Annotated in this window: 21 protein-coding genes; 8 read left to right on the top strand and 13 right to left on the bottom strand. The window is 69.2% G+C overall.

The genetic code is table 11. The features are described from left to right. Window positions 1-2: 2 nt before the first annotated feature. The 3 genes from G7043_RS05495 to G7043_RS05485 all read right to left on the bottom strand — a co-directional run bounded on the left by G7043_RS05495 (window position 3) and on the right by G7043_RS05485 (window position 5,877). Entirely contained in the window at window positions 3-4,211 is a 4,209-nt protein-coding gene (locus G7043_RS05495; RefSeq protein ID WP_166044435.1) for an ALF repeat-containing protein, read from the bottom strand. A 219-nt stretch (window positions 4,212-4,430) separates the two neighbouring features. After that, entirely contained in the window at window positions 4,431-4,811 is a 381-nt protein-coding gene (locus G7043_RS05490) for a DUF4179 domain-containing protein (RefSeq protein WP_166044434.1), read from the bottom strand. A gap of 4 nt (window positions 4,812-4,815) precedes the next feature. After that, the gene (locus tag G7043_RS05485; RefSeq protein ID WP_166044433.1) at window positions 4,816-5,877 is read right to left on the bottom strand and encodes a hypothetical protein; all 1,062 of its coding nucleotides are present in this window, start codon (window positions 5,875-5,877) and stop codon (window positions 4,816-4,818) included. Window positions 5,878-6,137: 260 nt separating this feature from the next. Here G7043_RS05485 and G7043_RS05480 point away from each other — a divergent pair, with 260 nt between their 5' ends. Both G7043_RS05480 and G7043_RS05475 read left to right on the top strand, forming a co-directional pair. Further along, window positions 6,138-8,132, top strand: a complete 1,995-nt coding sequence (locus G7043_RS05480) for an RICIN domain-containing protein (RefSeq protein ID WP_166044432.1) — start codon at window positions 6,138-6,140, stop codon at window positions 8,130-8,132. Between the two features lie 202 nt (window positions 8,133-8,334). Further along, on the top strand, window positions 8,335-8,751 hold the full coding sequence (locus G7043_RS05475) for a DoxX family protein (RefSeq protein WP_166044431.1): 417 nt from the start codon (window positions 8,335-8,337) through the stop codon (window positions 8,749-8,751). Here G7043_RS05475 and G7043_RS05470 read toward each other — a convergent pair. The 3 genes from G7043_RS05470 to G7043_RS05460 form a co-directional block, all read right to left on the bottom strand. After that, complete coding sequence (locus tag G7043_RS05470; RefSeq protein ID WP_166044430.1) at window positions 8,732-9,415, bottom strand: TIGR03089 family protein; 684 nt, start codon at window positions 9,413-9,415, stop codon at window positions 8,732-8,734. The two genes, G7043_RS05475 and G7043_RS05470, sit on opposite strands and share 20 nt — an antisense overlap. 9 nt (window positions 9,416-9,424) lie before the next feature. Then, window positions 9,425-10,612: an LCP family protein gene (locus tag G7043_RS05465; protein WP_166044429.1), complete on the bottom strand. Its 1,188-nt coding sequence runs from the start codon at window positions 10,610-10,612 to the stop codon at window positions 9,425-9,427. 67 nt (window positions 10,613-10,679) lie between these two features. Beyond that, window positions 10,680-12,245, bottom strand: coding sequence for an LCP family protein (locus tag G7043_RS05460; protein ID WP_313887710.1), 1,566 nt, complete (start codon window positions 12,243-12,245; stop codon window positions 10,680-10,682). 107 nt (window positions 12,246-12,352) lie between these two features. Between G7043_RS05460 and rfbB the strand changes: the two genes are divergently transcribed. Continuing rightward, a complete protein-coding gene (gene rfbB / locus G7043_RS05455; protein WP_166044428.1) occupies window positions 12,353-13,339 on the top strand; it encodes a dTDP-glucose 4,6-dehydratase in 987 nt (328 codons plus the stop codon). A 3-nt stretch (window positions 13,340-13,342) separates the two neighbouring features. Then, the gene (rfbD, locus tag G7043_RS05450; protein ID WP_166044427.1) at window positions 13,343-14,191 is read left to right on the top strand and encodes a dTDP-4-dehydrorhamnose reductase; all 849 of its coding nucleotides are present in this window, start codon (window positions 13,343-13,345) and stop codon (window positions 14,189-14,191) included. Window positions 14,192-14,444: 253 nt separating this feature from the next. Here rfbD and G7043_RS05445 read toward each other — a convergent pair whose 3' ends face one another. From G7043_RS05445 to G7043_RS05420, 6 genes are all read right to left on the bottom strand, one after another. Beyond that, a complete protein-coding gene (locus G7043_RS05445) occupies window positions 14,445-15,551 on the bottom strand; it encodes a glycosyltransferase family 4 protein (protein WP_166044426.1) in 1,107 nt (368 codons plus the stop codon). Then, complete coding sequence (locus G7043_RS05440) at window positions 15,544-18,045, bottom strand: glycosyltransferase (protein ID WP_166044425.1); 2,502 nt, start codon at window positions 18,043-18,045, stop codon at window positions 15,544-15,546. Before G7043_RS05440 ends, G7043_RS05445 begins: the two co-directional genes overlap by 8 nt. A 3-nt stretch (window positions 18,046-18,048) precedes the next feature. Next, window positions 18,049-18,600 carry a hypothetical protein gene (locus tag G7043_RS05435; protein WP_207310561.1) on the bottom strand — a complete coding sequence of 184 codons (552 nt, stop codon included), beginning with the start codon at window positions 18,598-18,600 and terminating at the stop codon, window positions 18,049-18,051. A gap of 302 nt (window positions 18,601-18,902) precedes the next feature. Then, window positions 18,903-19,751, bottom strand: coding sequence for a glycosyltransferase family 2 protein (locus G7043_RS05430; RefSeq protein WP_313887709.1), 849 nt, complete (start codon window positions 19,749-19,751; stop codon window positions 18,903-18,905). Between the two features lie 14 nt (window positions 19,752-19,765). Beyond that, the gene (locus G7043_RS05425; protein WP_166044945.1) at window positions 19,766-20,893 is read right to left on the bottom strand and encodes a glycosyltransferase family 4 protein; all 1,128 of its coding nucleotides are present in this window, start codon (window positions 20,891-20,893) and stop codon (window positions 19,766-19,768) included. Window positions 20,894-20,973: 80 nt separating this feature from the next. Beyond that, a complete protein-coding gene (locus G7043_RS05420) occupies window positions 20,974-21,945 on the bottom strand; it encodes a glycosyltransferase family 4 protein (RefSeq protein ID WP_166044423.1) in 972 nt (323 codons plus the stop codon). A gap of 20 nt (window positions 21,946-21,965) precedes the next feature. On the opposite strand from G7043_RS05420, the gene G7043_RS05415 reads away from it, so the two are divergent. Further along, the gene (locus tag G7043_RS05415) at window positions 21,966-22,886 is read left to right on the top strand and encodes a glycosyltransferase family 2 protein (RefSeq protein WP_313887708.1); all 921 of its coding nucleotides are present in this window, start codon (window positions 21,966-21,968) and stop codon (window positions 22,884-22,886) included. A 3-nt stretch (window positions 22,887-22,889) separates the two neighbouring features. On the opposite strand, the gene G7043_RS05410 is transcribed toward G7043_RS05415, so the two are convergent. Continuing rightward, entirely contained in the window at window positions 22,890-23,267 is a 378-nt protein-coding gene (locus tag G7043_RS05410) for a hypothetical protein (RefSeq protein ID WP_166044422.1), read from the bottom strand. A 101-nt stretch (window positions 23,268-23,368) separates the two neighbouring features. Here G7043_RS05410 and G7043_RS05405 point away from each other — a divergent pair, with 101 nt between their 5' ends. From G7043_RS05405 to G7043_RS05395, 3 genes are read left to right on the top strand one after another with little or no spacing between them, the layout of a single operon-like run. After that, entirely contained in the window at window positions 23,369-24,436 is a 1,068-nt protein-coding gene (locus G7043_RS05405) for an NDP-sugar synthase (RefSeq protein WP_313887707.1), read from the top strand. After that, complete coding sequence (locus tag G7043_RS05400; RefSeq protein WP_166044420.1) at window positions 24,429-25,307, top strand: DNA-3-methyladenine glycosylase family protein; 879 nt, start codon at window positions 24,429-24,431, stop codon at window positions 25,305-25,307. Before G7043_RS05405 ends, G7043_RS05400 begins: the two co-directional genes overlap by 8 nt. A gap of 55 nt (window positions 25,308-25,362) precedes the next feature. Continuing rightward, on the top strand, window positions 25,363-25,548 hold the full coding sequence (locus G7043_RS05395; protein WP_166044419.1) for a hypothetical protein: 186 nt from the start codon (window positions 25,363-25,365) through the stop codon (window positions 25,546-25,548). Window positions 25,549-25,572: the final 24 nt, after the last annotated feature.

Genomic DNA, 25,572 nt, shown 5'->3' with positions numbered 1-25,572 from the left:
ACCTACTTCGGCTTTCCGACCCACTCGAAGTCCGGGATCTCCATGAACGCGGGCGAGACGCGCACGTCCGCGAAGAGCAACGCGGACTGCGCCCTGGCGAAGTCCACCTCCAGCGCGGTGAGTCCGGGAATGCGGGTCAGCTGGTACCAGGGGTGTTCGAGCGTCTTCGCGAGCAGGCTGCTCTCCGTGTGGAACTGCAGTTCGAAGAGGTGGCCGGTCTCGCGATCGCGCCAGGTGCTGTTGATCCCCTTGTACTCGTTCTTGTTCTCGCTCTTCCTCCAGGCGTTCTTGACCTCGACCTTCTCGAAGAGCCCTTCCATCTTCGCGATCGCCGACTGCACGCCGGCGACGTAGGCGGCGTCCTCCAGCACGATGGTGTACCGGACGCTGTCGTTGATGTACGGGAGGATCTTGGTGACGTCGGGCTGGTCGATGATCCTGCCCGCGACCTTGCGCTTCAGCGAGTCGACCTCTTTGAGCCGCTTCGCGAAGCCGTCCAGCCGGCCGAACTCGTCGGCCAGGGCCTGCACCTTCGGGCTGATCGACAACTCGGCCTTCTCCGCGGTCTTGCGGAAGGTGTTCACGGCGTCGTTGGCGGGCTTCTCCAGCTTGAGCGGACGGCCGAACTCCTCCGCGGTCCAGACGCCGGTGACCTTGTCCTCGACACCCTCGACGTTCTTCGCCGTCGACGGCGGGTCGATCTTCTCCAGCTGGTCGAACCTGAACTTCGCGTTCTCGAGCTTGGCCACGCCGTTCTCGACCGTGATCCGGAGATCGAGAGGATTGCCGTTGGCGTCGGTCTTCGCCTCGATGCGCGCGAAGGAACCGTCGAGCCGGGACAGATCGCCCTCGGCCTTGAGCTCCAGCGCTTCGAGCTTGTAAAGCCTGCCGTCGATCCCCACGACACCGCCGTCCAGCTTGGCGATGCCGTTCTCCACCCGCACGGAGAGGTTGAGGACCTCCGCCAGGTCGCCCGGCAGCTTGTTGGGCACGCCGTCCGCGGCCTTCACCAGGAAGCTGCCGAACTGGCCGACCTCCTTGGAGATGTAGGCGGTCGTCCGGCTGATGGAGCTCCGGACGACGTTGAGCGACTTGGACAACGCGCTGCCGCTGCCCCCGAGCGGGGTGGTCGCGGCGGCCGCCAGCACGTCGAACAGGCTCAGGCCGAACGCCTTGCCGGGGTTCTCGTGCCAGGTGTCGAGGTGCACCAGCTTGTACGGGTTCTGGGCGAGGTCCGTGAGACCGGCCCAGATCTCGCCGCACGCGGGAGCGAACGCCTGCATCTTGGTCTGCAGGGCGCACTCGCCGAGCTTGACGATGCCCTGCCAGGTGTTCTTGGCACCTTCGACCAAGCCGTCGAGAGCGTTCTTCGCGAAGTCCTGGATCTTCTTGGTGGAGTCCTCGAACTCGCGGCACGCCTGCTCGTTGCCGCCCTGGCAGTCGATGCCCTTCTTGATGTAGCTGCCCGCGCCGGAAAGGCCGTCGGCCCAGAGCTCCGCGTACTTCTTCTGCATGATCAGGCAGCCCGGTGCGAGCGGGGAGAGGTAGCACTGGAGCAGGTTCGTGGCGCCCTCGATGAACTGCTTGTTGAGCTCGTCCTGCTTGCGCTGGGCGTCCCGAGCCGCCTGCTTCTGCGCTTCCTCCGCGCGCAGCTTGAAGTCGTTGATCAGGTCGAGGGCCGCGCCGACGTCGGCGGTGAACTGGTGGATCGACGCCGTGGCCTTGATCGCCCACTGGTGGATCTGCTCGGCGGCGGCCGCGGCCTGGCCTGCGGACTGCGCGGCGCTCGACGCGACGGCAGCCGCGTTCGCCGCACCGACGGAGTCCGCACGTGCCGACGCCGCGTGCTGCGAGGCCGTGGTGGCGGCGGCGTGCGCTCCCGCCGCGTGCTGAGTGGCCTGGTTCGCCGCGGTGGTCGCGGCGACCGCGTCTTCCGCCGCCTGTTGTGCCGACTTGGCCGCGCGGGCGGCGGCTTCGTAGGCGGGCTTGACCTGTTCGAGCGCGGTGTCGGCTGCCTTGGTGGCGTCCTGCGCGGCCTTCTGCGCCTCGGCGGCCTTCTCCTGGGCGGCGCGGGACTGCTCCTCGCCGATCAGCAGAGCCTTGGCGGCCAGGGCGAGCGCCCTGCGGGCGTCACCGTTGATCCCCGCGTACGGCTTGGCGATCAGGTCGGCCATCCGGGCCGGGTCGATGATCAACGCGGCGGACGCGGCGGCTGCGGACGCGGCCCGGTCGGCGATCGACGACTGCCACACCGCCGAGTTGGCCTCGGAGATGGCCGCTTCGGCTTCGTACCGCGTGTTCTCGGCGGCGGCCTGCGTGGCGACGGCGACGTTGGTCGCCTCCATGGCGAGCCGGTTCGCGTCGTCCGCGGCCCGGCGGGCGGTCACGGCCTCCTGCTCGGCCCGAGTGGCGGCCGCACGGGCCGCCTGCGCTGCCTGTGCCGCCTTCCGCGCTTCTTCCGCGGCCGCGTTGGCGGCTGACTGGGCGCGACTCGCCCACGCGGCGGCGGCGTTGGCTTCGGCTCGCGCCCGGCCCGTCGCCTCCGCGATGTCCTTCGTCGCCTCGTCGGCGTTCTTGCCTGCCGCGATGGCCTCTTCGCGGGCCTTCTTCAGCCCCGCTTCCGCCTGCTCGGCGAAGCTCACCTTGCCCTGGCAGACCGAGGTCGCCGTCTTGGCCTCACGGCCGGTGCGCGCAACGGCGTCGAGCGTCTCCTGTTCGCGCAGGCCCGCCTTCACCGCGTCGTTGCGCGCGGCGACGGCGTTCTGCGCCTTGCCGACCGCGTTGGACGCCGCGGACTGCGCGTTGAGGCGCTGGGTGCGGGCGCTGACGGCGTGCTGGCGTGCCTTGGCGGCAGAAGCTTCCGCGATCCGCTTCTGCTCGGCTGCCCTGTCACGCGCTGCCTGAGCGATGCCGAGCTGCGTGCGGGCCGCCGTGGCGAGCGCGGCGGCCTGCTCGGCTCCGCGTTCCGCTTCCTCCTTGTACTTCTTCGCGTTCTCCGCGTGCTCCTGCGCACCCGCGTTCGCGTCCAGCGCCCGGCTGTCGGCCAGCGTCGCCTCGGCGGCGTGCTGCGAGGTCTCCGCGGCCCGTGCGGCCGCCTCGACGGCCCCACCGATGGCGATGGTGACCTTGGCCCAGTCCAGGCCGTTGGTCAGGCCGGTCTCGACCAGTCGCGCGCCCGCGTTCTGCGCGCGCTGGGTGGTCCCCGCGGAGTTCAACGCGATCCGCGCCGCCCTCTCGGCCCACTGGGTCGCCTCCGCGCGCAACACGTCGATCTCGCCCGCACGGCCCCGCTGACCGTGCGCCCGGCCGGGACGGTCGTCCCGGTGGATCTCGTCGGCCTTGTGCGCGGCCCTGGCGGCCAGGTTCAGCGCCAGCGTGACGTCGTCGAGGTTCTTGACCGCGTCGATGTTCGCGCGCAGGATCTCCGCCCGCGCGTTCGCCGCGGTCGCGGACCTCGTGGCGAGCGCCTCCAGGTCGGTGATCGCCTTGTTGCGGTCGATCAGCGCCTGCTCGATCGCCTTCTGGAAGTCGTGGTCGCGCTGGTTCGCGACGTGGTAGCCGGTGAGGTAGAACTCGCGGATCAGGGCGTAGTCGCCGCGCATCAGCAGCGGTTCGCCCTCGATCTTCACCTGCGGGCCGCCCTGCTCGACCATCATCTTGACGCGGGCGATGACGCGGTCGCGCTCGGCCTTGTCGTCCTCGGCCTGCTGCTTGTCCCGCTTGAGCGCGATCTCGTAGCCGTAGGCCACGAAGTCCTTGATCGCCTGGTCGCCGGAGTTCAGCGCGGCCTGCGCGCCCGCCTTGACGTTCGGACCGCCGGTGCGGGCCCACTCCTCGACCTTGGCGCGGTTCTGCGCGGCCTCGACGCGCTTGCGTTCCGCCGCCTTGGCCCTCGCCTCGGCCTCGCCGTGGTCCAGGAACCAGAGCAGTTTCTCTTTGCTGCCTTCGGCAAGAGCCGCCGTGGCCGCCTCGCGGACCTCGACGTCCTCCGCGTGCTCGGCGACGTCCTGCACGAGCATCTTGTAGAACTCGTACTCCTCGTCCACCGGTTCCACCGGGGACGGGGCCGAGGTCTGTTGCGCGAGCACGGGTACCGGCGCCGCGACGGCGGGCGCGGTGCCGCCGACCAGTGCCAGCAGGACCGCGACGATCACGGCCGCGCTCGCTCTGCGCCGCCACCAGGCGGCGCTGAATTCTCTTGTCGCTGTCACGTTGTCCATCCCCCAGGCTGGTGCGGCCGGCGGCCGCGGATCACGTGCTCGCTGAGGGACTGGCAGACGCCCGCGGACATGCGGGTACGCGCGGTCGACGCCTCATGAATTCCCCCCAGGAACCACGTTGTGGCACAGGATGTCTAACACGCGTGTCAAGGAAACAGGCAGGGCCGGACGGAGGATCCCGCCCGGCCCTGCCTGTTCAACTGCGTCCAATCAGGACCCGTCGCGCTTGCGCACGGCCTCGACCCGCTGGGCCTGGACCTTGACGTTCGGGCCGCCGGTGCGCGCCCACTCCTCGACCTTGCGCCGGTTCTCCGTCGCTTCGGCCCGTTTGCGTTCGGCCGCCTTGGCCGCGTCGCGGACTTCGACGTCCTCGGCGTGCTCGGCGATGTCCTGGACGAGCTGCTGGTAGAACTCGTACTCCTCGTCCACCGGATCGTTCGCGGAGGACTGCTGTTGCTGGAGCACCGGTGTGGGCTGCGGCGCGGCGAGAGCGGGCGTCGTACCGCCCACCAACGCCAGCAGCACCGTGATGATGACGGCCGCGATCGACCGGCGCCGCAAGGTGGCGGCGCTGGTTGGTGTTGTGCGCATGTTGTCAGTCATCCCCCTGGCCACGGTCGAGAGCCGCGAGGACGCTCAACCGTGCTTGTGCCGCGATGCTTCGCCACGAGTTCGCCTGCTGCAGAGCCCACTCGGCCTCGTCCGCCCACGACGTGTTGCCCTGGTTGGCCCGAGCGAGCACAGCAGCCCAGTCCTGTTCCGTCTGCGCCGCACGGGCGTGTGCCGCGACGGACGCCCACGAAGCGGCCTGCGAGTCGGCTTTCGCCTTCTCCGCCAGCCAGTCCACAGAGGACTGACCGGACTGGCTCTCGATCTCGCGCCACGCCGCGATCGCGTCTGCCCTCGCCTTGCGGGCGAGCTCGCTGCTCGACTCGCGTTCGGCCTTCTCCGCGGCCAGCGCCGCCTCGGTCAGCGAACGGATCTTGCTGTGCCAGACGTCGTTCTGGTCGGCGGTGTTGCGGCGGAACGCCTCGTTGTCGAGATCGGCCCCGATCCCCCAGTAGTACTTGAAGAACAGCCCGATCCCGGTCTCGCCCCCGGTGGCCAGCGCGCGGTTCGCCGCGGCGCGGACCTGGGTGCCGGGATCGTTCGCGGCGAGCTGAGCCACGTAGTCGTGGTCCTCCTGTGCCAGCCGGGCGAGCTTCTCCTCGTACCTGTTGTTGTTGACGCGGTCCAGTTCCTGCGCCTTCGCATGTCCACTTTGGACGTACTCGGCCTGTGCCGCGGGAGTGTCCACCAGTGCCCGGCTGGACGTCGCCCGCACCGCGCTGCCCGTCAGCGAGAAGTCGTTGACGCGCTTGATGTACTTGTAGTTCCGGTCGATTCGTTGTGCTGCCCGCGTCTTGGCGTTCGGATACCCGACGGCCAGGAAGTCGACGAGCGCGGCCTCACCGGCGTTGCTGCGCAACGCGTTCCAGGCTTCGGCTCTGACTTCCGGCATCGCGTCCCGCAACGCCAGTCTCATGACGAAGTCGTGGCGGAACGAGGTCAGTTCGACCTGGTCCTCCGCGACCGTCGTCGTGTCGGCGAAGGCAGCGGGAACGGCGGTCGTGACGACCGTTCCCACCGTGAGCGCGGCCCCCAAGACCGCGCGCAAGAGCGTATGACGCCCCATGTACTTCCCCCAGTACCCCAGTGAAAAACGATGAGCAGGAGCGCTCGGGAGTTTCCTAACACGCATGTCAACGGGTCCCGCGTCCGTTCGGCCTAAACGGACACATTCGGTTGCGGTTCGCGAGATCGCGTGCTTAGAGTGCGCCCTGGCACCAGATTTTCACTGGGGTACTGGGGCGGTGCCGACAACTTGATGAATCTTGGGGGATTCACTTGTCCAGATCTGATCTGGCCGGCCGCGGCATGCGCAGAATCACAGCGCTCGCGGTAGCGGTCACTTTGGCGAGCGGTGCTTTCACCGCACCGGCGATGGCCGCGCCCACCACGAGTTCGGACTCCGCGGCAAGTGCCGAGTCCGCCGCACAAGAGTCCACAACGGAGCAACGCGAGCGCGCTGCCCGTGAGCTCAGCATGATCCTCACGCCCGAAATGGCCGTGATGACCGAGCAGAACTTCGTGCTCACGTTGTGGCGCAAGGCGCAGAACGACAGGAAGACCATCATCGCGAACGCGGCGCTCGCGGCGTTCTCCGATCCCGACGAGAACGCCTGCTACCGGTTCGTCACCGCCGGCATCTTCACCGCGAGCGCCCAGGAGGCGATCGAGGCCGCGAAGAAGGCCGAACGCGACCGCCAACGTCTTGCGGCAGCAGCGGAAATCAACTGGACGGACGTCACGCAGGCGCAGCTCGACGGTTCGCTGGAGAACTTCGTCTTCAAGCTCTGGGAGCACGCGGAGGACGGCAGCGACGTCAAAAAGGGCGCCGCGCTCGTGCTGAAGACCGGCTCGACCGATGAACAGCGCCAGGAGTTCCTCGTCAACGGCATCTACGCCGCCTCGCGCATCGACAAGCAGCGCAAGATCGAAGAGGCGGAACGTCTTGAGCGCGAACGACTCGAGCGCGAAGCCAACCGCAAGGCCAAGGAGCAGGCCTGGGCCGCGGCGACCCAGTCGACGGCGACCGACGACCTGAAGAACCTCCCGGACCGCGAGTTCATCTACGAGATCATCAAGCGCACCAGGGGCGTGCAGGTGAAGGCCAAGGCGCAGATCGCCTACGAGAGCCCCGATCCCGCCGTGTGGAAGACGTTCATCTTCACCGGTGTGCACGCCGCGCACCAGGCCGACATCGACGAGCAGGACCGGCTGGACAGGATCGAGGCGGAGCGCCAGATCCGGGTCATCCTGGACAAGGCCGTCGCCGACAGGTACCAGCCGAACCTCGTCGCCGCCGCTCGTGCCGCGCTGGCCGCGGGGACGAAGGCCGCCTACGACGAGTTCCTCAACACCGGCCAGCACGTGGCCGCGAAGGCGGACCTGATCAAGCCCGCCAACTACCGGGTGATCGAGCTGCAGGGCATCCAGTCCGGTCGTTGCCTCCAGGTCGCCGGTCTGTGGGACCAGCCGGGTCAGGGCGCCAACGCCCCTGGTGCGGGCACCGAGTTGTGGGACTGCCAGCGCGGCCCGAAGCAGGTCTGGGAGCTGATCAAGAAGGACCGCGGGTACCTGGTGCGGAACCTGAACTCCAAGCAGTGCCTGGACATCAGCGGCAGCAGCGTCATCCAGAACCCCTGCAACGAGCACCCGAACCAGCGCTGGGAGTTCCTGGAGAACCCCAACGGCACCTTCCAGCTGCGCAACGTCGGCTCCGGCCAGTTCGCCACCGCGGCGGACAACGGCACCGGCAACGCGACCCTGATCGTGCAGTACACGAACACCAACGCCGTCAACCAGCAGTGGCGCATCATCGACCCGAGCCACGTCGAGTGGGCCAAGCAGATGACGCTCGGCACCATCCGCCTCAAGGGTCTCCAGTCGGGCCGCTGCTACCAGGTCGCCGGGCTGTGGAACACCCCGGGCCAGGGCGCGCTCGCCGACCTCGCCGGCACCGAGATCTGGGACTGCACCGGTGGCAACAAGATGGTGTGGGAGCTCATCGACCTCGGCGGCAGGAAGTACGCGCTGAAGAACATGATGTCCGGCAAGTGCCTCGACGTCCGGTACAGCGACATCCACAACGGCAACCCGCTCATCCAGTACACGTGCCACTTCAACGGCGCGCAGCAGTTCGTGTTCTCGCCCGGTCCGAACAACACCGTCGGCGTGGTGAGCGTGCTCACCGGCAAGTCGCTCGACGTGTACGACAACAAGACCGCGAACGGCTCGGCTGTCGTCCAGTGGGACGGCACCGGCGGCGCGAACCAGCACTGGGCGGTGGAGCAGCTGACCACGGCCTGACCTGCGCAGATGGCTTGTAGAACGGCCCCCGTCGACGCTGACGGGGGCCGTTCGGCGTTCCGGGTGGATCACCGTGACCTGCGAACCTAAGGACTCGCTGTTGGGTTCCTGTCGAAACCATGAGGTCGTTCAAACCTGTACTACTTTTTGGTTTGAAGTTGAACGACTGACAGGTCAACGACAGGATCGGGGAGCCAGAACCATGGTCAAGGACGTCGCCGCACTCATCGGCCGCATCGCCGTCGGCATCGTGTTCATCGCGCACGGCTGGCAGAAGTGGACCGAATACGGCCTCGCCGGCACCGCCGGGTCGTTCGAGAAGATGGGCGTGCCGATGCCGTCGGTCTCCGCCGCGTTCGCCGCGACGGTCGAGCTCGCGGGCGGTCTCGCGCTGATCGCCGGTCTCGCGCTGCCGATCGCCGGCGTGCTGCTCGCGGTCAACATGGCCGGCGCGTTCGTCTTCGTGCACGCTTCGGGCCCGTTGATCGGCCAGGGCGGCTCCGAGCTCGCGATCGTGCTCGGCGCCACCGCGCTCGCGCTCGGCTTCAACGGTGGTGCCTACGCGCTGGACCGCGTGCTGTTCAAGAACAACAAGGTGCTCAACCCAGCAGCTGCGTGACCTTCTCGGTGTCCCGGCGCGCGGCCATCCGGCCCGCGTCGGGATTGCTGACCTGAACCAGCGAACCACCGGCCGCCAGCACGGCCAGGAACCCTTCCAGCACACCGGAAGGCACGTTCCACTCCAAAGTGGACATCACCCGGGGCTCGGTGCCGAGAGCGGTGCCGAGCTCTCGTGCTTGCGCCACCACGTCGTCGACGGTGGCCGTGCCGAGGGCGAGCGTCGAACCCGGAGTGGGCTGCCACGGCGTGAAGTCGTCGCCGTGCAGGCGGCTGTCGTCGAGGTAGTCGACCGGAGCGCCCGAGCCCAACCCCATGGGGTGCAACGAGGCCACGGCCACGACGTCGGCGTCGGCGGTCCCGCCCGGCGGCACGACGGCGACCTTCGCGTCCACGCCCGCGCCCACGACGTGCGCCCCGCACCACCACGCGCCGAGCAACAGGCCCGCGGTCTGCCAGTGCGCGGGCAGCAGCACCGCCACCGGGTCACCCGGCTCGACGTCGTGCTCGTCACGCAGCCAGTTCGCGGTCTTAGCGGCCCAGTTCGCCGCGGTCGCGCGGGACAGTTCGATCCGGGAGCCCGTCGCGTCGTCGTAGTGCGTGATCAGCGGACGACCGGAATCGGCCTTCAGCAACGGCGTGAAGAGGATCTCGGTCACGCTCACGCGGTACTCCTAGTCGACGCAGGGCACATCTTGGGCAGCGGCTGCGACGGCGTGCACGCCGTCCAGCGAGAGCAGCTTCCCAGGGCCGAACTTCGACGGCGTGGCGGGGGTGGACGACGGGGCGGGCTTCGGCGTCTCGCCGATCAGCTGCGCCACCCACGCCTTCACCGCCTCGCGGTCGACCGTCACCACGCTCTGGCCGCGTTCGTTGCGCGCGTCGACGCTCGTCACCGGGATGGTGGCGAACTCGACGTTGCCCGACGCGAGCCCCTGCGCCTGCGTGGCCAGCGTCGCGAGGTCGAGCTTCTCGTCCACGACAACGGACTTCGACACCGCGTCCAGCAGTCCGTTCATCTTCCCCGGATCGGTGAACGTGCCGGCGGACAGCAGCTGCTTCATCGCCTGCGACATGAACACCTGCTGCCGCGTGATGCGACCCAGGTCACCGCCCGGCATGTTCCGCTGCCGCACGAACGACAACGCGTCGCCGCCCGAGATCAGCTGCGGGCCAGCCCGGAAGTTCGCGCCGGAGTTCGGATCCGACGTGCCCGCCTTCAGGCACACCTGCACGCCACCGATCACCTCGGTCAGCAGGTAGAACCCGTAGAGGTTGATCTCTGCGTAGTGGTCGACGCGCATTCCGGTCAGGTCCTGCACGGCCTGCACCAACGCCTTGCGCCCGGCCTCGTCCGACTTGCGCTCGCGCTCCTGCTGGTCCGACACGCCCTCGGCCAGCAGCCGTTCGGCGGTCAGGAACTTCACCGCGCCGTACGCCGAGTTGATCTTGTCATCCTGGTAGCCGGCGATCGGCACGTAGGTGTCGCGGGGGATCGAGATCGCGCTCGCCTTGCCGCCGTTGCGCGGCACCCGCATCACGATGATCGTGTCGGTGTTCACCGTGTCCGTGCCCTCGGTGCGCAGCTTGCGCAGCACGTCGTCGGGAAGTGGCCGGCCCTGTGCGTCCGTTCGGCTGTCGCTGCCCACCAGCAGGATGTCGATCGCGCCGTCCTCGGCGGGCGGCGAGTTCGGGATGTCCTCCAGCACCTGGAGGATCTGCGTGGTGTTGGTGTTCTCCTTCACCAGCCGAAACGCGGACCAGAAGTAGCCGGAGAACACCAACGTTGTCACAGCAACGAGCGCGACGACCGTCCGGCCGATGACCAAGGCGGTCTTCTTCGCGCGTGCCGCAGCGCTCAACGTGGGTCCTCCGTGTGCTGGATTTGCCTGCTCAGCCTAACTATCGGAAGCCCGTTACGCCGGGATTTCAGTACACGCAGACCAGGCCGCCCGCCGTGATCGGCGGGTTGCTGCTCGACAGGGGAGCGGACGACGTACCGGGGACGCCCTGGGGATCGACGTCCTCCCCGTTGTCGTCCGGCGACGAGTAGTCCGTTCCGACGAAGACCTGCACCTGTCCCTTTCGGACGGACGCGTTCTCCTCGACGGTCACGTTCGGCCCGAGCTCGGCCGCGACCTTGCGCGCGGAGCCCTCCTCGCCGGCCGCGTACCGCACCACGGTGGTGTCGCTGTTCTCCGGCGCCGACCCCACCGGACCGCGCTGGAAACCCTTGGCGGCCAACGTGTTCAGCACCTGGCCCGCGAGGCCCTGGATGCCCGCCGCGTTGAAGACCTGCACGGTGATCGCGGAGTTCGGCGGCGCGGGCGGCGTCGTGGTCGTGACGGGGGCGGAGGGGTTGGTGGACGGCTTGTCCGCGGCGAGCGTGGTGAGGAACTTCTTCACCTGCGCCGCGTTCACCGGCAGCACGTTGCCGTCGCCGTAGGTGTCCGTCGGCGGGCCGACGGGAATGGTGCGGAACTCGAAGTTGCCGCCCACCAGGCCCTGCATCTGCTCGGCGAACGTGGTGATGTCCCAGCCCGAGCTGAGGATCACGGACTTCTGCACGGCCTCGACCAGCGCGTTCAGTTTGGTCGAGTCCGTCAGCGTGCCGCTCGACAGGACCTTCTTCGCCAGCGCGCCGATGAACACCTGCTGTCGCACGATCCGGTCCAGGTCGCCGTCGGGCAGGCCCTTGCGCTGCCGCACGAACGACAGCGCGGCCGCGCCCTCGATGGTCTGCTGGCCCGCCTGGAAGTTCGCGCCGGAGTCGCTGTCGGAGGTGGGTTCCTTGATGCACACCTCGACACCGCCGATGGCCTTGGTGACCTCGTAGAAGCTCGCCAGGTTGACTTCTGCGTACCGGTCGACGCGCACCGCGCCGCCGGACATGTTCTCGATCGTCTTGATCAGCGTCTTGCGGCCGGCCGCCGCCGACTCGGTGCGGATCCGCTGCTCGTCCGTCACGCCCTGCGACCGCAGCTGCTGGTCGACGGTGTTGCGCTGGCGGGCGAACGCGGAGTTGAGCTTGTGCTTGCCGAACCCGTCGGCGAGCTCGACGTAGGAGTCGCGGGGGAACGAGATCGCGACCGCGCGCGTGCCGTCCACCGGGATGTGCACGAGGATCATCGTGTCGGTGTTCTGCTCGCCGTCGGCGTAGCCGCCGTTGAGCAGCGCCAGCGCTTCCTTCGACAGCGGGTTGCCCTGCGCGTCGGTGCGGCTGTCGATGCCGACCAGGAGGATGTCGACGGCGCCGTCGAGCGGCTTGGGGCCCTGTTTGGTGAGCTCCTCCGGGATGACCTCGGTCTTGACGATGCCGTCGTTGGCGGCGCGCAGCTTGTTCCAGCCGTAGGACGTGACCAGGAGCACAGCGGCGGAGACGAGCGCGACGAAGATCTTTCCCGCCGTCAGGAACGCGCGGAAAGCCGCCGACGGCCGGGTCCCCTCCACCCTGACCGGCAGGCTCCTGCCTTCCACAGTCGTTTCCTCCCCCACGCCTCGAGTTTAGTCGTTTATAAGACACACGACGTGACGTTGCTGTGGGTTGCAGCGATTAGGTACGTGACAGACTGCGAGCGGGGAACACCACAGGAGGAAATGGCATGCGCGTACTGGTGACAGGTGGGGCCGGCTTCATCGGCTCGCACTACGTGCGGGAGTTGGTGAGCGGCTCGTACCCGGCCTTCGCGGGTGCCGAGGTGGTGGTGCTCGACAAGCTCACCTACGCGGGCAGTGAGACCAATCTCGCGTCGGTCGCCGGCAAGTTCGAGTTCGTGCGCGGCGACATCTGCGACGCCGACGTCGTGGCCGAGCAGATGCGCGGCGTCGACGTGGTCGTGCACTTCGCCGCCGAGTCGCACGTCGACCGGTCCATCACCGGGTCCGCCGACTTCGTGCTGACCAACGTCCTGGGCACGCAGACCCTGTTGCAGGGCGCGCTGAACGCGGGCGTCGGCCGGTTCGTGCACGTCTCGACGGACGAGGTCTACGGCTCCATCGAGGACGGCTCCTGGAGCGAGACGCACATCCTCGAACCGAACTCGCCGTACTCGGCGTCCAAGGCTTCCTCCGATCTGCTCGCGCGGGCGTTCCACCGCACTCACGGACTGCCGGTGAGCATCACCCGGTGTTCGAACAACTACGGGCCGTACCAGTTCCCCGAAAAGGTGATTCCGCTCTTCGTCACCAATTTGATCGACGGCAAGAAGGTGCCTCTCTACGGTGACGGTCTGAACGTGCGCGACTGGCTGCACGTAGCCGACCACTGCCGCGGCATCCAGCTCGTCGCCGAGGGCGGCCGGCCGGGGGAGATCTACAACATCGGTGGCGGCACCGAGCTCACCAACCGCGAGCTGACCGAGAAGCTGCTGGCCGCGACGGGCCGCGACTGGTCCTTCGTGGAGCCGTGGGAGGACCGCAAGGGCCACGACCGCCGCTACTCGGTGGACATCTCCAAGATCGCCACCGAGCTCGGCTACGCGCCGCAGGTCGACTTCGCCGTCGGTCTCGCCGACACGGTCGAGTGGTACCGCGAGAACCGCGCCTGGTGGGAGCCGCTCAAGGAGCGCGCTCAGTTGGCGAAGGGCTGAGCGTTGATCCTCGTTCCCGGTGGTCGTGGCCAGCTCGGCCACGACCTCGCTGCCCTGTCCCCGACCGTGCGCGCGCTCTCGTCGGCCGAGCTGGACGTGACTGCGGTCACGGCTGCGGATCTGGCCGGCGCCACCGCGGTGATCAACTGTGCCGCCTACACGGCCGTCGACGCCGCTGAGACCGACGAGTCGACCGCCTTCGCGGTGAACGCCGTCGGCCCGGGTCTGCTGGCCGAGGCGTGCGCTTCCGTTGGCATTCCGATGATCCACGTCTCCACGGACTACGTGTTCTCCGGTGACGGCACGCGGCCGTACGAGCCGTCCGACCCCGTTGGTCCCAAGTCCGCTTACGGCCGAACGAAGCTCGAAGGCGAACGCCGCGTGCTCGAAGCGGGCGGCTGGGTCGTGCGCACCGCGTGGGTTTACGGCGTGCACGGCTCGAACTTCGTGAAGACCATGGCGGCACTGGAATCCTCGCGCCCGTCACTGTCCGTTGTGGATGATCAGGTCGGCTCGCCGACGTGGTCGCGCGACCTCGCCGCCGGGCTGCTGGAGCTCGCCTCGGTCCTGCCGGACGAGCGGTTGCTGCACGCGACCGGCGGCGGTGAGACGACGTGGTTCCGGTTCGCACAGGCGATTTTCGAGGAGCTCGGCGCCGATCCGGCGCGCGTGCGGCCCTGCACCACGGCCGACTTCCCGCGACCGGCCCCGCGACCCGCCTACTCGGTGCTGTCGGGCGCGGCGTGGGAGGCAGCGGGACTACGTCCGTTGCCGCAGTGGCGAAGCGCCCTTTCGGAGGCATTCCGGGCCGGGGTGGTAGCTCCCCGTACCGGTGCTGCGCCATTGGAGTGACCGGTCTGGCACGGCCGTTTCAAGTACGAGAACCTGTTCGGCATGTTCGATTCCGGGCGCAATCCTCAGCGTCCCGCGACAGCGGATACCGATCGGCAGCGCTTCCTGAGGTGCGTTGCTGTGCTGACGGGCTCGCGGCAGGTGTCGATGAGCCAGCTCGACAGGCGCTCGCCGAGGCCGCACTCTCGGTGAAGCTGGCCATGAACGGCGCTTTTGTGGACTTGTGGTCCACAAAAGCGCCGTTCACGGCACGTTAGGCCCTGCTCCGCCGGTAAGCCTCGACCGTTTTCTCGGCGCACCTGCGCCAGGTGAACTCGGCCGCGTGCGCTCGCCGCTCGGACTGGGCCTCAGGGGTCTTGGGTGCCGCGACGGCCTGAGCCAACCCGTCGGCCAGTGCCTCGACGTCGCCGACCGGCACGTGCAGCGCGTGCCCACCGGCGACCTCGCGCAACGCGGGCACGTCCGAGCACACCACAGGAACGTTGCACGCCAACGCTTCCAGCACCGGCAAGCCGAAGCCCTCATCGCGCGAGGGCAGCACCAACGCCGTGGCCCCGGCGACCACGGACCGCAGGTGCACGTCCGACAGGTACCCGGTCCGCAGCACCCGACCGTCCACACCGGACCGACCGGGTCCCACGATCACCAACGGGGGCAACGAAGGATCGGCCGCGTGCGCCTTGGCCAGGTACTCGAGGCCCTTGCGCGGCCCGTCCGCACCCACGAACAGCAGGTACTCCGACGGCAACCCCAACCGGCCGCGCAAGGTGGCCGACGGCGCCCGCGAAGCGAACCACGCCGGATCGACCCCGAGCGGCGTCACGACGATCTTCTCCAGCGGCACCGAGAACCGGTCCGCCACCACCGAAGCCACCGCCGCGGTCGGCGTGCAGATCACGTCCGCGCGCTGAGCCGACAACCGGACCAGTTCCGGCAACCGTCGGTCGGACGGCGGCAGGTCGCCGGGCGCGTCCAGGAACGCCAGGTCGTGGATCGTGACCACCTTGCCCGCCCGCAACGTCGGCGGCAGCACGAAGTTCGTGCCGTGCATGACGTCGGAGAACCCGGCCAGCATCTCGACCGGCGGGAACGGGGCACGCAGCCACATCTGCCGCAGGGCCCGCGCCGCGACGGGCAGGCCGCGCGCGGTGACGTCGTGCGGCAACACCGTCCGCAACGCACGCCAGCCGCGCAAGGTGAACGCCACCGCCCGTACGTCGGCCTCATCTGGCATGGAAGCCAGTTCTTCGGCCAACGCCGCTGTGTAGCGGCCGATTCCGGTGCGATGTCCGAGCAGGGGGGTGCCGTCGAGCAGTACCGACAGTGCTTTTCTTTTTGGGGTTTTGGGGGGATTAGCCATGCTTGCCACCACGCGCGATCTTGCGCAGACGCCCCGTCGCCCGCTTGGCCAACTCGGTCGGGCCACCGGCGTCCAGGTACTCGCGCACCAGCCGCAGGTCCCGCTTCACCTTGTCCGTCGTGCTCAGCCCCGGTGCGCGCACCAGCAGCGAGGAACCCGACAGACGGTCCGCGGCAGGCCTCGGGTTGCGGCAGAACTCCGCCAGCGGCGCGAGCGCCGTCTCCCAGGTGAACCGTTCGCGGACGACGGCGATGCGCTCACGGCACTCGGCCGCGAACTCCTCGTCGTAGAGCACCTTCTCCAGCGCGTCGGCCAGTGCCTCCGGGTTCTCCGGCGGCACCACGACGCCCAAACCTTCGCGCAGCACCAGATCCGCGAACGAGTCGCCGGACGTGGTGACGATCGGCAACCCCGCCCACAGGTAGTCGAGCACCCGCGTGCGGAACGCGAACGTGGTCTCCACGTGCTCGTAGTGCGTGGTGACACCGCAGTTCGCGTCGAGCAGCCAGTTCTGCCGCTCGGTGTAGGGCACCCACCCGTCGTTGAAGAACACGGTCTCGCCGGTCAGCCCCAACGCGGCGGACAGAGCCCGCGTCCGGCCGGCGATGTCCATGTCCGGGACCTCGGGGTTCGGGTGCTTCATGCCGAGGAAGTACAGCTTCGCGGACGGCTGCCGCTGCCGCAGGTGGTCCATCGCCTTGATCAACGACAGCGGGTCGAACCACGAGTACACGCCACCGGCCCAGATCACGACCTTGTCGGCGTCCGTGACGCCCGGCACGACCCCCTTGATCGCCGGAGCGGTGCGCTGCGGCGGCTTGCCCGACAGTCCGAAGGGGACGATCCCGAGCAGCGACTGGGTCGTGGGGTCGTTGTCGTACAACGTCGGCGTCAGCCGGCCCAGCGCGGCCAGGTGACCGAGCCAGAAGTGCCGCTGCCGTTCCGACGCGCACAGGAAGAAGTCGCCGCGCTCCAACTGGTTCGTCAGAACACGCGTGACGCTCTTCAGGTCCGCGGCGCGCTTCTCGTCGCTGTCGTCCTTGCCCTGCTCCAACAGCTCCAGGTGCATCGGGTCGTAGATGTCGCAGACCACGATTTTGGTGGAACCCGGCTGCTTCAGCTCCGAAGCCATCTCCAGCGCGTGGCCCTGCAGCACGATCACGTCCGCCCAGCGCACGTTCTCCGGCAGCTGCTTCTGCTTCACGCCCTCGATGACGAACGGCGCGTCCGGCGGGTCGCACAACGGGTTCGTCGTGATCAGCCGCACCTCGTGCTCGCCGGACAGCACGTCCGCCATGTGCCAGGCGCGGATCGCCGGTCCGGCCATCCGCTCGGAGATCGCGTCACCGGTGATCACCAGGATCTTGCGCGGCTTGCCGAACACCTCGTCGACGCCCAGCGCCTCGACCAGGATGTCGTGCGCGACGATGTAGCGCCCGATGTCGTACGCGGGCTCCAACGCCTTGCGCATCAACGGAACCAGGTCGACGTCCGACATCCGCCGCGACGCCTGCTCGATCCGCCGCGACTCGGCCAGCTTCGGCATCATCTCGACGAACTGGTCGATCGCGAGGAACCCCGCCAGCGACTGCCGCGGGATCTCGGCGGGCGCCCGGTCCTCGGCCGGATCCGCGGGCCGCCGCGTGATCTCCAGCTGCCGGGCGTCGATGTCACCGCGCGCCGTCGCCCGGCGCACCACGAGAGCTAACGCGGCGGGCAGCACGCGAGCGAGGGTCTCGTCGGAGAAGTTCTTGTAGAGCGTCGCGAGCGCGTTGCGCTCCAACAGGTACAGCTCGCGGCTGTGGTCGATCGAGCTCATCGACGCGTGGTGGCGGTGGTACGTGAGCGACGCCGGCTCGTAGCGGACCCGCCAGCCGCGCAGGTTCAGCCGCCAGCCGAGGTCGACGTCCTCGTAGAACATGAAGAACCGCTCGTCGAACCCGCCGAGCTCGCGGTACAGCGCCGTCCGCACGAACAACGCCGAGCCGGTGCCGAACAGCACGTCGCGCGGGGCGTCGTGGCTGCCGTCGTCGACCTCGCCGACGTGCCGCTTGTAGCCCATGCCGAACCAGGTCAGGCCGCCGTCGACGAAGTCGATCTTCTTGCCGTCCCAGTCCAGCACCTTGCTCGCCACCGCGCCGACGGACGGTTCGGCGTGGAAGACCCTGATCGCGGCCTTGATCCAGTTCCGGTCCGGTCGCGCGTCGTTGTTGAGGAACGCGAGCACGTCACCCGTGGCGAACTCGACACCGAGGTTGCACCCGCCCGCGAAGCCCAGGTTGCGGTCGTCCGAGACGATCTTGACGCCGGGCAGGCCCGACAGCTCCGACTTCAGGCGTGCGGTGTCGTGCGCCTCGTTGTCGACGACGATCACCTGCAGCAGCTCGGTGGGATAGTCCACCTCCGCCAGTCCGCGCACACAGGTGATGGTGTCCTCCGCGCCGCGGTAGTTGACGACGACGACGGAGACGACGGGCAGTGAGGCTCGATCCACGGCCTAAGCCTGCCTCATCACTCTGCGCGCCCGCAGTGTGGTTGCACAGATCAGCAGCATCAGGACGGCGATCGGCACTCCGAAGACCCACTCGCCGGACCAGTCGTTGCGGTCGGCGAGCAGCGGCCGCATGACCGGATGCCGCAGCACGGTGGCCGGACCAGGCTGCATCCGCTTGTCCTGCTCACCCAGCACCACGATCCGCAGCTCGGCGCCATCGGGGCAGGTGAGGTGGTGCGCGAACGCCGGGTTGTCCGGTCCGGGCAGCTCCTCGACGCTCGTGATCACGCACGTCTCGCGCGTGCCGAGGACGTCCATCAACGCGCGGTGACCGTCGCCGACCAGCACCGCGGTCCCGGGGATGACGACCATGAGCGCGGGCAGCACCAGCCACGCGGGGCCGAGCTTGCCGACGCCCCACGCGAACGCGAACGAGAACAGGCAGGAGGGCACCAGCACCGCGAGCTGGTAGCCGTCAGGCACGATCGCACCCAGCACGACCGCGGCGGTGATCGCGGCGAGCCCGATCACTATGAGTGGTATCGGTCGCCTCACGGCCGCCTGCGCACGGCCGGAGCGACGGGAATCGCGGCAGTCATCGCTGTGAGGACGCCCACGACCGGCGAAGGTTCCACCGCACCGCCCAGCCTCTCCCGCCCGTCCGCCGTCCAACCGCGCACGCGGGGCCCTTTCGTACTACGTGATAGTACGAAAGCTCCCCGCGTGCGTTTGCAGCGTGGGACAGCGAATGCGCCGTCGTCTGCGGTCTTGAGGTGTACGCGGGGAGCTTTCGTACTGAGTGACAGTACGAAGGGGCCCCGCGTGCGGCACAGCGGGGCTTGCGGCTGCGGGACACGTCAGCCTCTGGTGAGGAGCTTCACCCGCAACGTCAGACCGGCCTTGAGCAGCAGCCGGAACGGTGCCCACAGCACGCCCTGGTGCCGGTCGGCCAGGTACCGGTACGCGCTGCGGTGGTGCTCTCGCAGCATCCGGTCCGAGGACCGCGCGGTGGAGTGCCCGCCGATGTGCGTGACCTCGGCGTCCGGCACGTAGACGTTCTGCCAGCCGGCCTTGCCGACCCGCTCGCCGAGGTCCACGTCCTCGAAGTACATGAAGTAGCGCTCGTCGAAGCCCTTGACCGAGTCGAACGCCTCGCGCCGCATCAGGAAGCAGCTGCCGGACAGCCAGCCGGCGGTCCGTTCGGTCGGCGCCTTCTCCTGCCGGTACGCCTTCGTCCACGGGTTGGACTTCCACACCGCGCCGAACAGCGCGTGCCCGACGCCGCGGCCGATCGACGGCAGCAGCCGGGCCGACGGGTAGACCTCGCCGTTGGGTTCGCGGATCAGCGGCCCGAACATCCCGCCGCGCGGCCAGCGGGCGGCGGCCTCGATCATCGTGTCGATGCTGCCGGGCGCGAACTCGATGTCCGGGTTGGAGATCAGCACCCAGCCGACGTCGGGGCCCAGCGCCGCGACGCCGCGGTTCGCCCCGCCGCCGTAGCCGAGGTTGCCCCCGGTCGGCAGGAACGTGACGTTCGCCCTGGCTTCGGCGACCTTCTCGGGCACGCCGTCGGTGGAACCGTTGTCGGCGAGGATCACCTGCACCGAGCGGGTGGTCGCCTTCGCGAGGGTGTCCACGAACGGTTCCAGCGTCTCGCCCGGCGAGTACGTGACCGTCACGACACCAAGTCCGTCGCCGTAGTTCACGCGCGCCACAGTAGTCAGCGGCGCCGGCGCATCAGCGCCGCCCTCTCGTAGGCCACCCGGTGCCGGTCCGCGCTGACCGCCCAGGAGAAGTCCTTCGCACGCTGCTGGCCCGACGCGGCGAGGGCCGCGCGACGGGCAGGGTCGTCCAAAAGATCGGCGATCGCGGCCGCGATGTCACCCGCTCCGACACCGCAGTACGCGACCGCCTCACCACCGACCTCCGGCAGCGACAGTCTTCGGGTGGTGAGCACGCAGGCGCCGCACGCCATGGCTTCGAGCACCGGCAGGCCGAAGCCCTCGCCGAGCGACGGGTAGGCGACCAGTTGAGCGCCGCCCAGGAAGCCCGCGAGCTGTTCGAACGGCAGATAGCCCGCCCGGATCACGCGGATGCGGTGCGGCACGGAGTCGAGCGCCCGCTCGACCTGGCTGTCCCAGCCGGGCTGACCGGCGAGCACCAGCGCGGGCGGGTTCTCGCGGCCGACCATGGCCTGAGCGAACCCGCGGATCAGCGCCGGGACGTTCTTGCGCGGCTCCAACGCGCCGAGGAACGCCACGTAAGGCGTGTCCCCCAACGACAACGTCGTCCGCACCGCCAGGATCTCGTCCGGCGACGGCGGGTGGAACCGCTCGGTGTCGACGCCGTGCTGCGCGATGTGCAGCACCCGTCTCTCGGCCCCGGCGACGCGCACCAGTTCGTCCGCGGTCGCCTGGGACGGCACCACGCACAGTTCGGCGCGCTTCAGCGAGGCGCGCGTCCACGTGCGGAAGAAGCGCGCCTTCACCGACGAGTGCAGCACGGCGTCGGTGAAGAACGTGGCGTCGTGCAGCGTCACGACGGACGCGGCCTTGCTGGCCAACGGAAGTGTGTAGTGCGGCGAGTGCACGACGTCGATGCCCATGGTCCGCACCAGCCTCGGCAACGTCGTCTGCTCCCAGGCCAGCCGCGCGGTCCTGGTGGCGACGGCGTCGGCGGCCCGCACGATCCGGGCGTTCGGCGCGATCTTGGTGAACAGGTCCATGTCGCGGGGCTGGCACACGACGGACAGCTTCGCGCCGTCCGCGTCCAGCGCCGCGACCAGCGAATCCACGTAACGGCCGACGCCACCTCGGTCTGCGGGAACCGCGGTGGCGTCGATCAGCACGCTGGGTTCGACAGTCGGCACGATCAGCTAGCGTAATGTCATTTGCTAATGCGTTAAGCAGGAATGCGCTAATCCGGTCGTTAAGCGTGTGTGACCCAGACACCCCGAGCAGTCTTTTCCCAGGTGAACTCACTCGCGCGAGTGAGCCCGGCCTCGATGGTGTGATCAGGATCCGCCAGCACGGCCCGCAATCCCTCCGTCAACGACGCCAGATCACCGCGCCGGACGACGGTTCCCGCGCCGCCCGCGACCTCCACCAGAGCCGGGTCGTCGGAGTGCACGACGGGCACGCCGGCGGCCATCGCTTCGAGCACCGGCAGCCCGAATCCCTCAGCCAGACTGGGCGCGGCCAGCACCGTCGCACCGGCCAGCACCGAGGCGAGCCGGTCGTCGGACACCTTGCCGAGCAACGTGACGTGCGCCGCCCGCAGATCGACGCCACCCCACCCCTGCGGCCCGATCACGACCAGCCCGACCTTCAGCCGTTCGGTGGCCCGCACCAGCAGGTCGAACCCCTTGCGCGGCTCGATCGTGCCGATGGCGAGCACGTACCGTTCGGGGAGATCGCCGGGTTTGTCGCCCACGAGTTTCGTGACGCCGTTGGGCACCACGTGCACCGGAACTTCGACCCGCACTTGGTCGCGCAGTTGGTCGGCCACGGCCTGCGTCGGCACCACCAACGCCCGCGCCTGCACCGCCGCCCTCGAGATGACCTTGCGGTGCCACGCGACCCCGCGCGGCGTCAGCGTTTCCGGGTGCGTCCACGGAACGACGTCGTGCACGGTGACGACCGCGCCCGGCAGCGGGGCGAGCGGCGTCGGCGCGTGCACGTGCCGGCCGAGCTTCGGCGGCAGCCCGCGTTCCCACAACGCCACCAACACCCGGCGCGGCACCCTGATCACGCGGTCGGCGTTGGCCGTCGCCGCGGTGGTCACGGACCAGCCTTCCGGAGCGGTCCGGGCCAACGCCTTGAGCAGTTCCGCCGTGTATCGGCCGGTGCCGCCGGGGACGGGTGCGTTGAGTTGCTCGGTCAGCACTACTAGCTCGGGCACGTCGCGTACCGTCTCACGCCGTGTCGGCACTCAGCACCGTGGTGGTCGTGACGTGGCGCGGTCGTGACCACATCACGGCGTGCCTCGACGCCCTCTCGGCCCAGAAGAGTCCACACAGGACGATCGTCGTGGACAACGCGTCCGACGACGGCACAGCCGCGCTGATCAGCGAACACCCTGGCGACCAAGAGGTCGTCCGTCTACCGCGCAACCGCGGTTACGCGGGCGGACTCGCCGCCGTGCTCGACCAGGTCGGCACCCCGTACGTCGCGTGGCTCAACGACGACGCGGTACCGGACCCGTCCTGGCTGGCCGAGCTGGAGAACGCTCTCGAAACCGAGCCCGGCGCGGCGGCCGCCACCTCGTCGATCCTGCTCACGGACGGCTCGACGCAGTCCGTCGGCGTGGCCCTGACCGCGGACGGTCACGGCAAGGACGTGGTGCTCGCCGGTCGTGAGGTCTTCGGGTTCTGCGGTGGCGCCGCGCTGATGCGGACGTCCGAACTGCGCGCTGCCGGCGGCGTGCCGGCGGGATTCTTCTGCTACTACGAGGACACCGACACGGCCTGGCGGCTGCGGCTGGCCGGGCACCGGGTGATCTCCGTCGGACCGGCGCGGGTGCGGCATCGGCACGGCGCCAGCACGCGGCCGGGCTCGGCGCTGTTCCACCGCTGGAACGAGCGCAACCGTCTGCTCATGCTGCTGCGCTGCGCACCCCTGTCCGTGGCGGTGCGCGAACTGGCGCGGTTCCTGGTGATCACCACGCTGCTGCCGATGCGCAAGGACGTGCCGGACGCGGCCAACTTCAGGCTCGGACTGCGGCTGCGCGTGGCCGGCGAGGTGCTGATCAGGATGCCCGCGACGCTCGTCCAACGGCTCGCGATCGGCACACGCGCGAAGGTCGCCCGCGGGGTCGTGTGGCGGGACTGGGCCGGTCGCTGACCCCTACACGTCTCCGCTGAGGCGCTGGGAGAGCGAACCCCGCTTCTGCTGGTGGTTGGACACGGTCGGGATCACACCCGGCTGCACGACTTGAGTGATCTCCGCGTCATCCACCGGGCCCGCCTGCACCGGCATCGGCTGGGTCGGCATGGGGTGGTGCTGCGGCGGCCGGGGTGCGGCCTGCTGCCCCATCTGGTGGGGGCTGAGGATCATCGTCGAGTCCGGGTCGCGACGCGGGTCCATGGCGTTGACCAGCGTGCGAGGGATCTGCTGGGTGTCGGATGCGTCCATCGGGGACGTCATGTTGTCCGGCGTCACGATGTTCCGCCCACGTGCGCGGGCGCGGGCGAGCAAGGCGTCGGCACGGTCGCGGGGGTCCATGTCGGATTTAGCTCCTTGCCGGGACCAGATCCCATATGACGATCTGCTTCGTGTCAGAGTATTCCGTCGAACGGCTTGCCGTAACGCGGAGGAGGAAAAAGGTGCACGGCGTCGAAGCTGTGGTGCTGGTCGGGGGCAAGGGCACCCGTCTTCGCCCGCTGACCCTGTCCGCCCCCAAACCCATGCTCCCGACGGCGGGGGTGCCATTTTTGACGCACCTGCTGTCGCGGATCAAGGAGGTCGGCATCACTCACGTGGTGCTCGGCACTTCTTACAAGGCCGAGGTGTTCGAGGAGTACTTCGGTGACGGATCGAGACTCGGTCTCGAGCTCGAGTACGTGGTCGAGGAAGTGCCCCTCGACACAGCCGGTGCGATCCGCAACGTGGCCGGCAAACTGCGCGAACCCGACGTGATGGTCTTCAACGGCGACATCCTTTCGGGTGTCGACCTGACGGGGATCGTGGACACGCACCGCAAGCATGAGGCGGACGTCACCCTGCACCTCGTGAAGGTGGCGGACCCGCGGGCGTTCGGCTGCGTGCCGACCGACGACGAGGGCCGCGTGCAGGCGTTCCTGGAGAAGACCGAGAACCCGCCGACGGACCAGATCAACGCCGGTTGCTACGTGTTCCGGCGCGAGGTGATCGACGCCATCCCCGCCGGTCGCCCGGTGTCGGTGGAGCGCGAGACGTTCCCCGGCCTGCTGGAGGCCGGTCGGCGTCTGCAAGGCCACGTCGACGCCACGTACTGGCTCGACCTGGGCAAGCCCGAGGCGTTCGTGCAGGGCTCGGCGGACCTGGTCCGGGGCGTCGCGCCATCAGCCGCGGTGGCGCAGCCCGGTGACTTCCTGGTGCTCGAAGGCTCTGCCGTGCACGAAGGCGCAACCGTGCGCGGCGGGTCGACCGTCGGCTCGAACTGCACGGTGGCGGACGGCGCGGTGCTCGACGGAGCGATCCTGTTCGACGGCGCGGTCGTCGGCGAGAACGCGGTCGTGGAACGCTCGATCGTCGGCGCGGGTGCGTTGGTGCAGGCCGGTGCGGTGCTGCGGGACGCCGTGGTCGGCGACTCGGCCGTGATCGGTGCGCGCTGTGAGCTCATCGGCGGAGCGCGGGTCTGGCCGGGCGTGGTGCTGCCCGAGGCCGGCGTGCGCTTCTCGACGGATGCCTAGGAGATCTTGGACACCACCGTTCCCACTGGACCTGGGCGCGGTGCTCGGAACGCTGCGCCGCGGCCCAGGCGATCCGTCCTTCAGCACGGAGGGCGGCGTCTGGTTCGCGGCGAACACCCCGTGCGGTCCCGGAACTCTGCGGGTACGGCGCACTGACGCCGTCGAAGCCGAGGCGTGGGGCGAGGGCGGGCAGTGGCTGCTGGACGGCCTGCCCGCCCTGCTCGGCGCGGACGACCCGGTGGACGAGTTCGTCGCCCACCACCCCGTGATCGCTGAAGCCCGGCGGCAACGTCCCGGTCTGCGCCTCGGCGCCACCGGACGCGTCTGGGACCTGCTGTTCGCCTCGATCCTGGAGCAGAAGGTCACCGGCAAGGAGGCGTTCCGGACGTGGCGCGAGCTGGGCCGCCGCTTCGGTGAGCCCGCGCCCGGACCACTGGCGTTGAAGGTTCCGCCGACGCCTGGCCGGCTGCTGTCGCTGCAGGACTGGGAATGGCACCAGTGCGGGCTCGACGGCGCCCGCAGACGCACGTTGATCAACGCCGCCCAGGTCGCGCACCGGCTGGAGAAGGCCGCCGAGATGCGCAGCCGCGAGCTGCTGGAGAAGGTGCCCGGCATCGGCGTGTGGACGTCCGCCGAGGTGGCGCAACGGTCCTGGGGCGACCCGGACGCCGTCAGCGTCGGCGACTACCACGTCGCGAAGAACGTCACGTGGGCGTTGACCGGCACGCCGGGCGATGACGACGCCATGATGGCGCTGCTGGAGCCCTACAAGCCGCAGCGCCACCGCGCGGTCATGTACCTGGAGGCCGCGGGCATGCGCCGGCCGCGGCGGGCCCCGAGGTTCTCACCCCGCGACTACCGCAAGCTCTAAACCCGTTGCCCTCGAGTGCGATTCTGGTGACAACCGGACACCTGGGGAGGACTGGTTGGCGAAGCGGTACGTGGCGAGAGGCGTGCCCGGCGGGTACCGCATCTGGAACCGCAAGTCGCAGCGGTGGTGGGGCGACCACTACGAGCTGTGCCCCGACGACCTGATCGCCGAGCTGAACGGCGCCAACGACCCCGCGCGGATCACCGCTCTGCTCAAGCACTACCGCGCGCTCAAGCGCTGAACCAGAACGATGAAGGGCTCCTTC

The organism is Lentzea alba (assembly GCF_011067745.1).
Classification (GTDB): domain Bacteria; phylum Actinomycetota; class Actinomycetes; order Mycobacteriales; family Pseudonocardiaceae; genus Lentzea; species Lentzea alba.
Note: the sequence above shows the minus strand (reverse complement) of the source record. Positions and strands in the feature narration are given on the sequence as shown.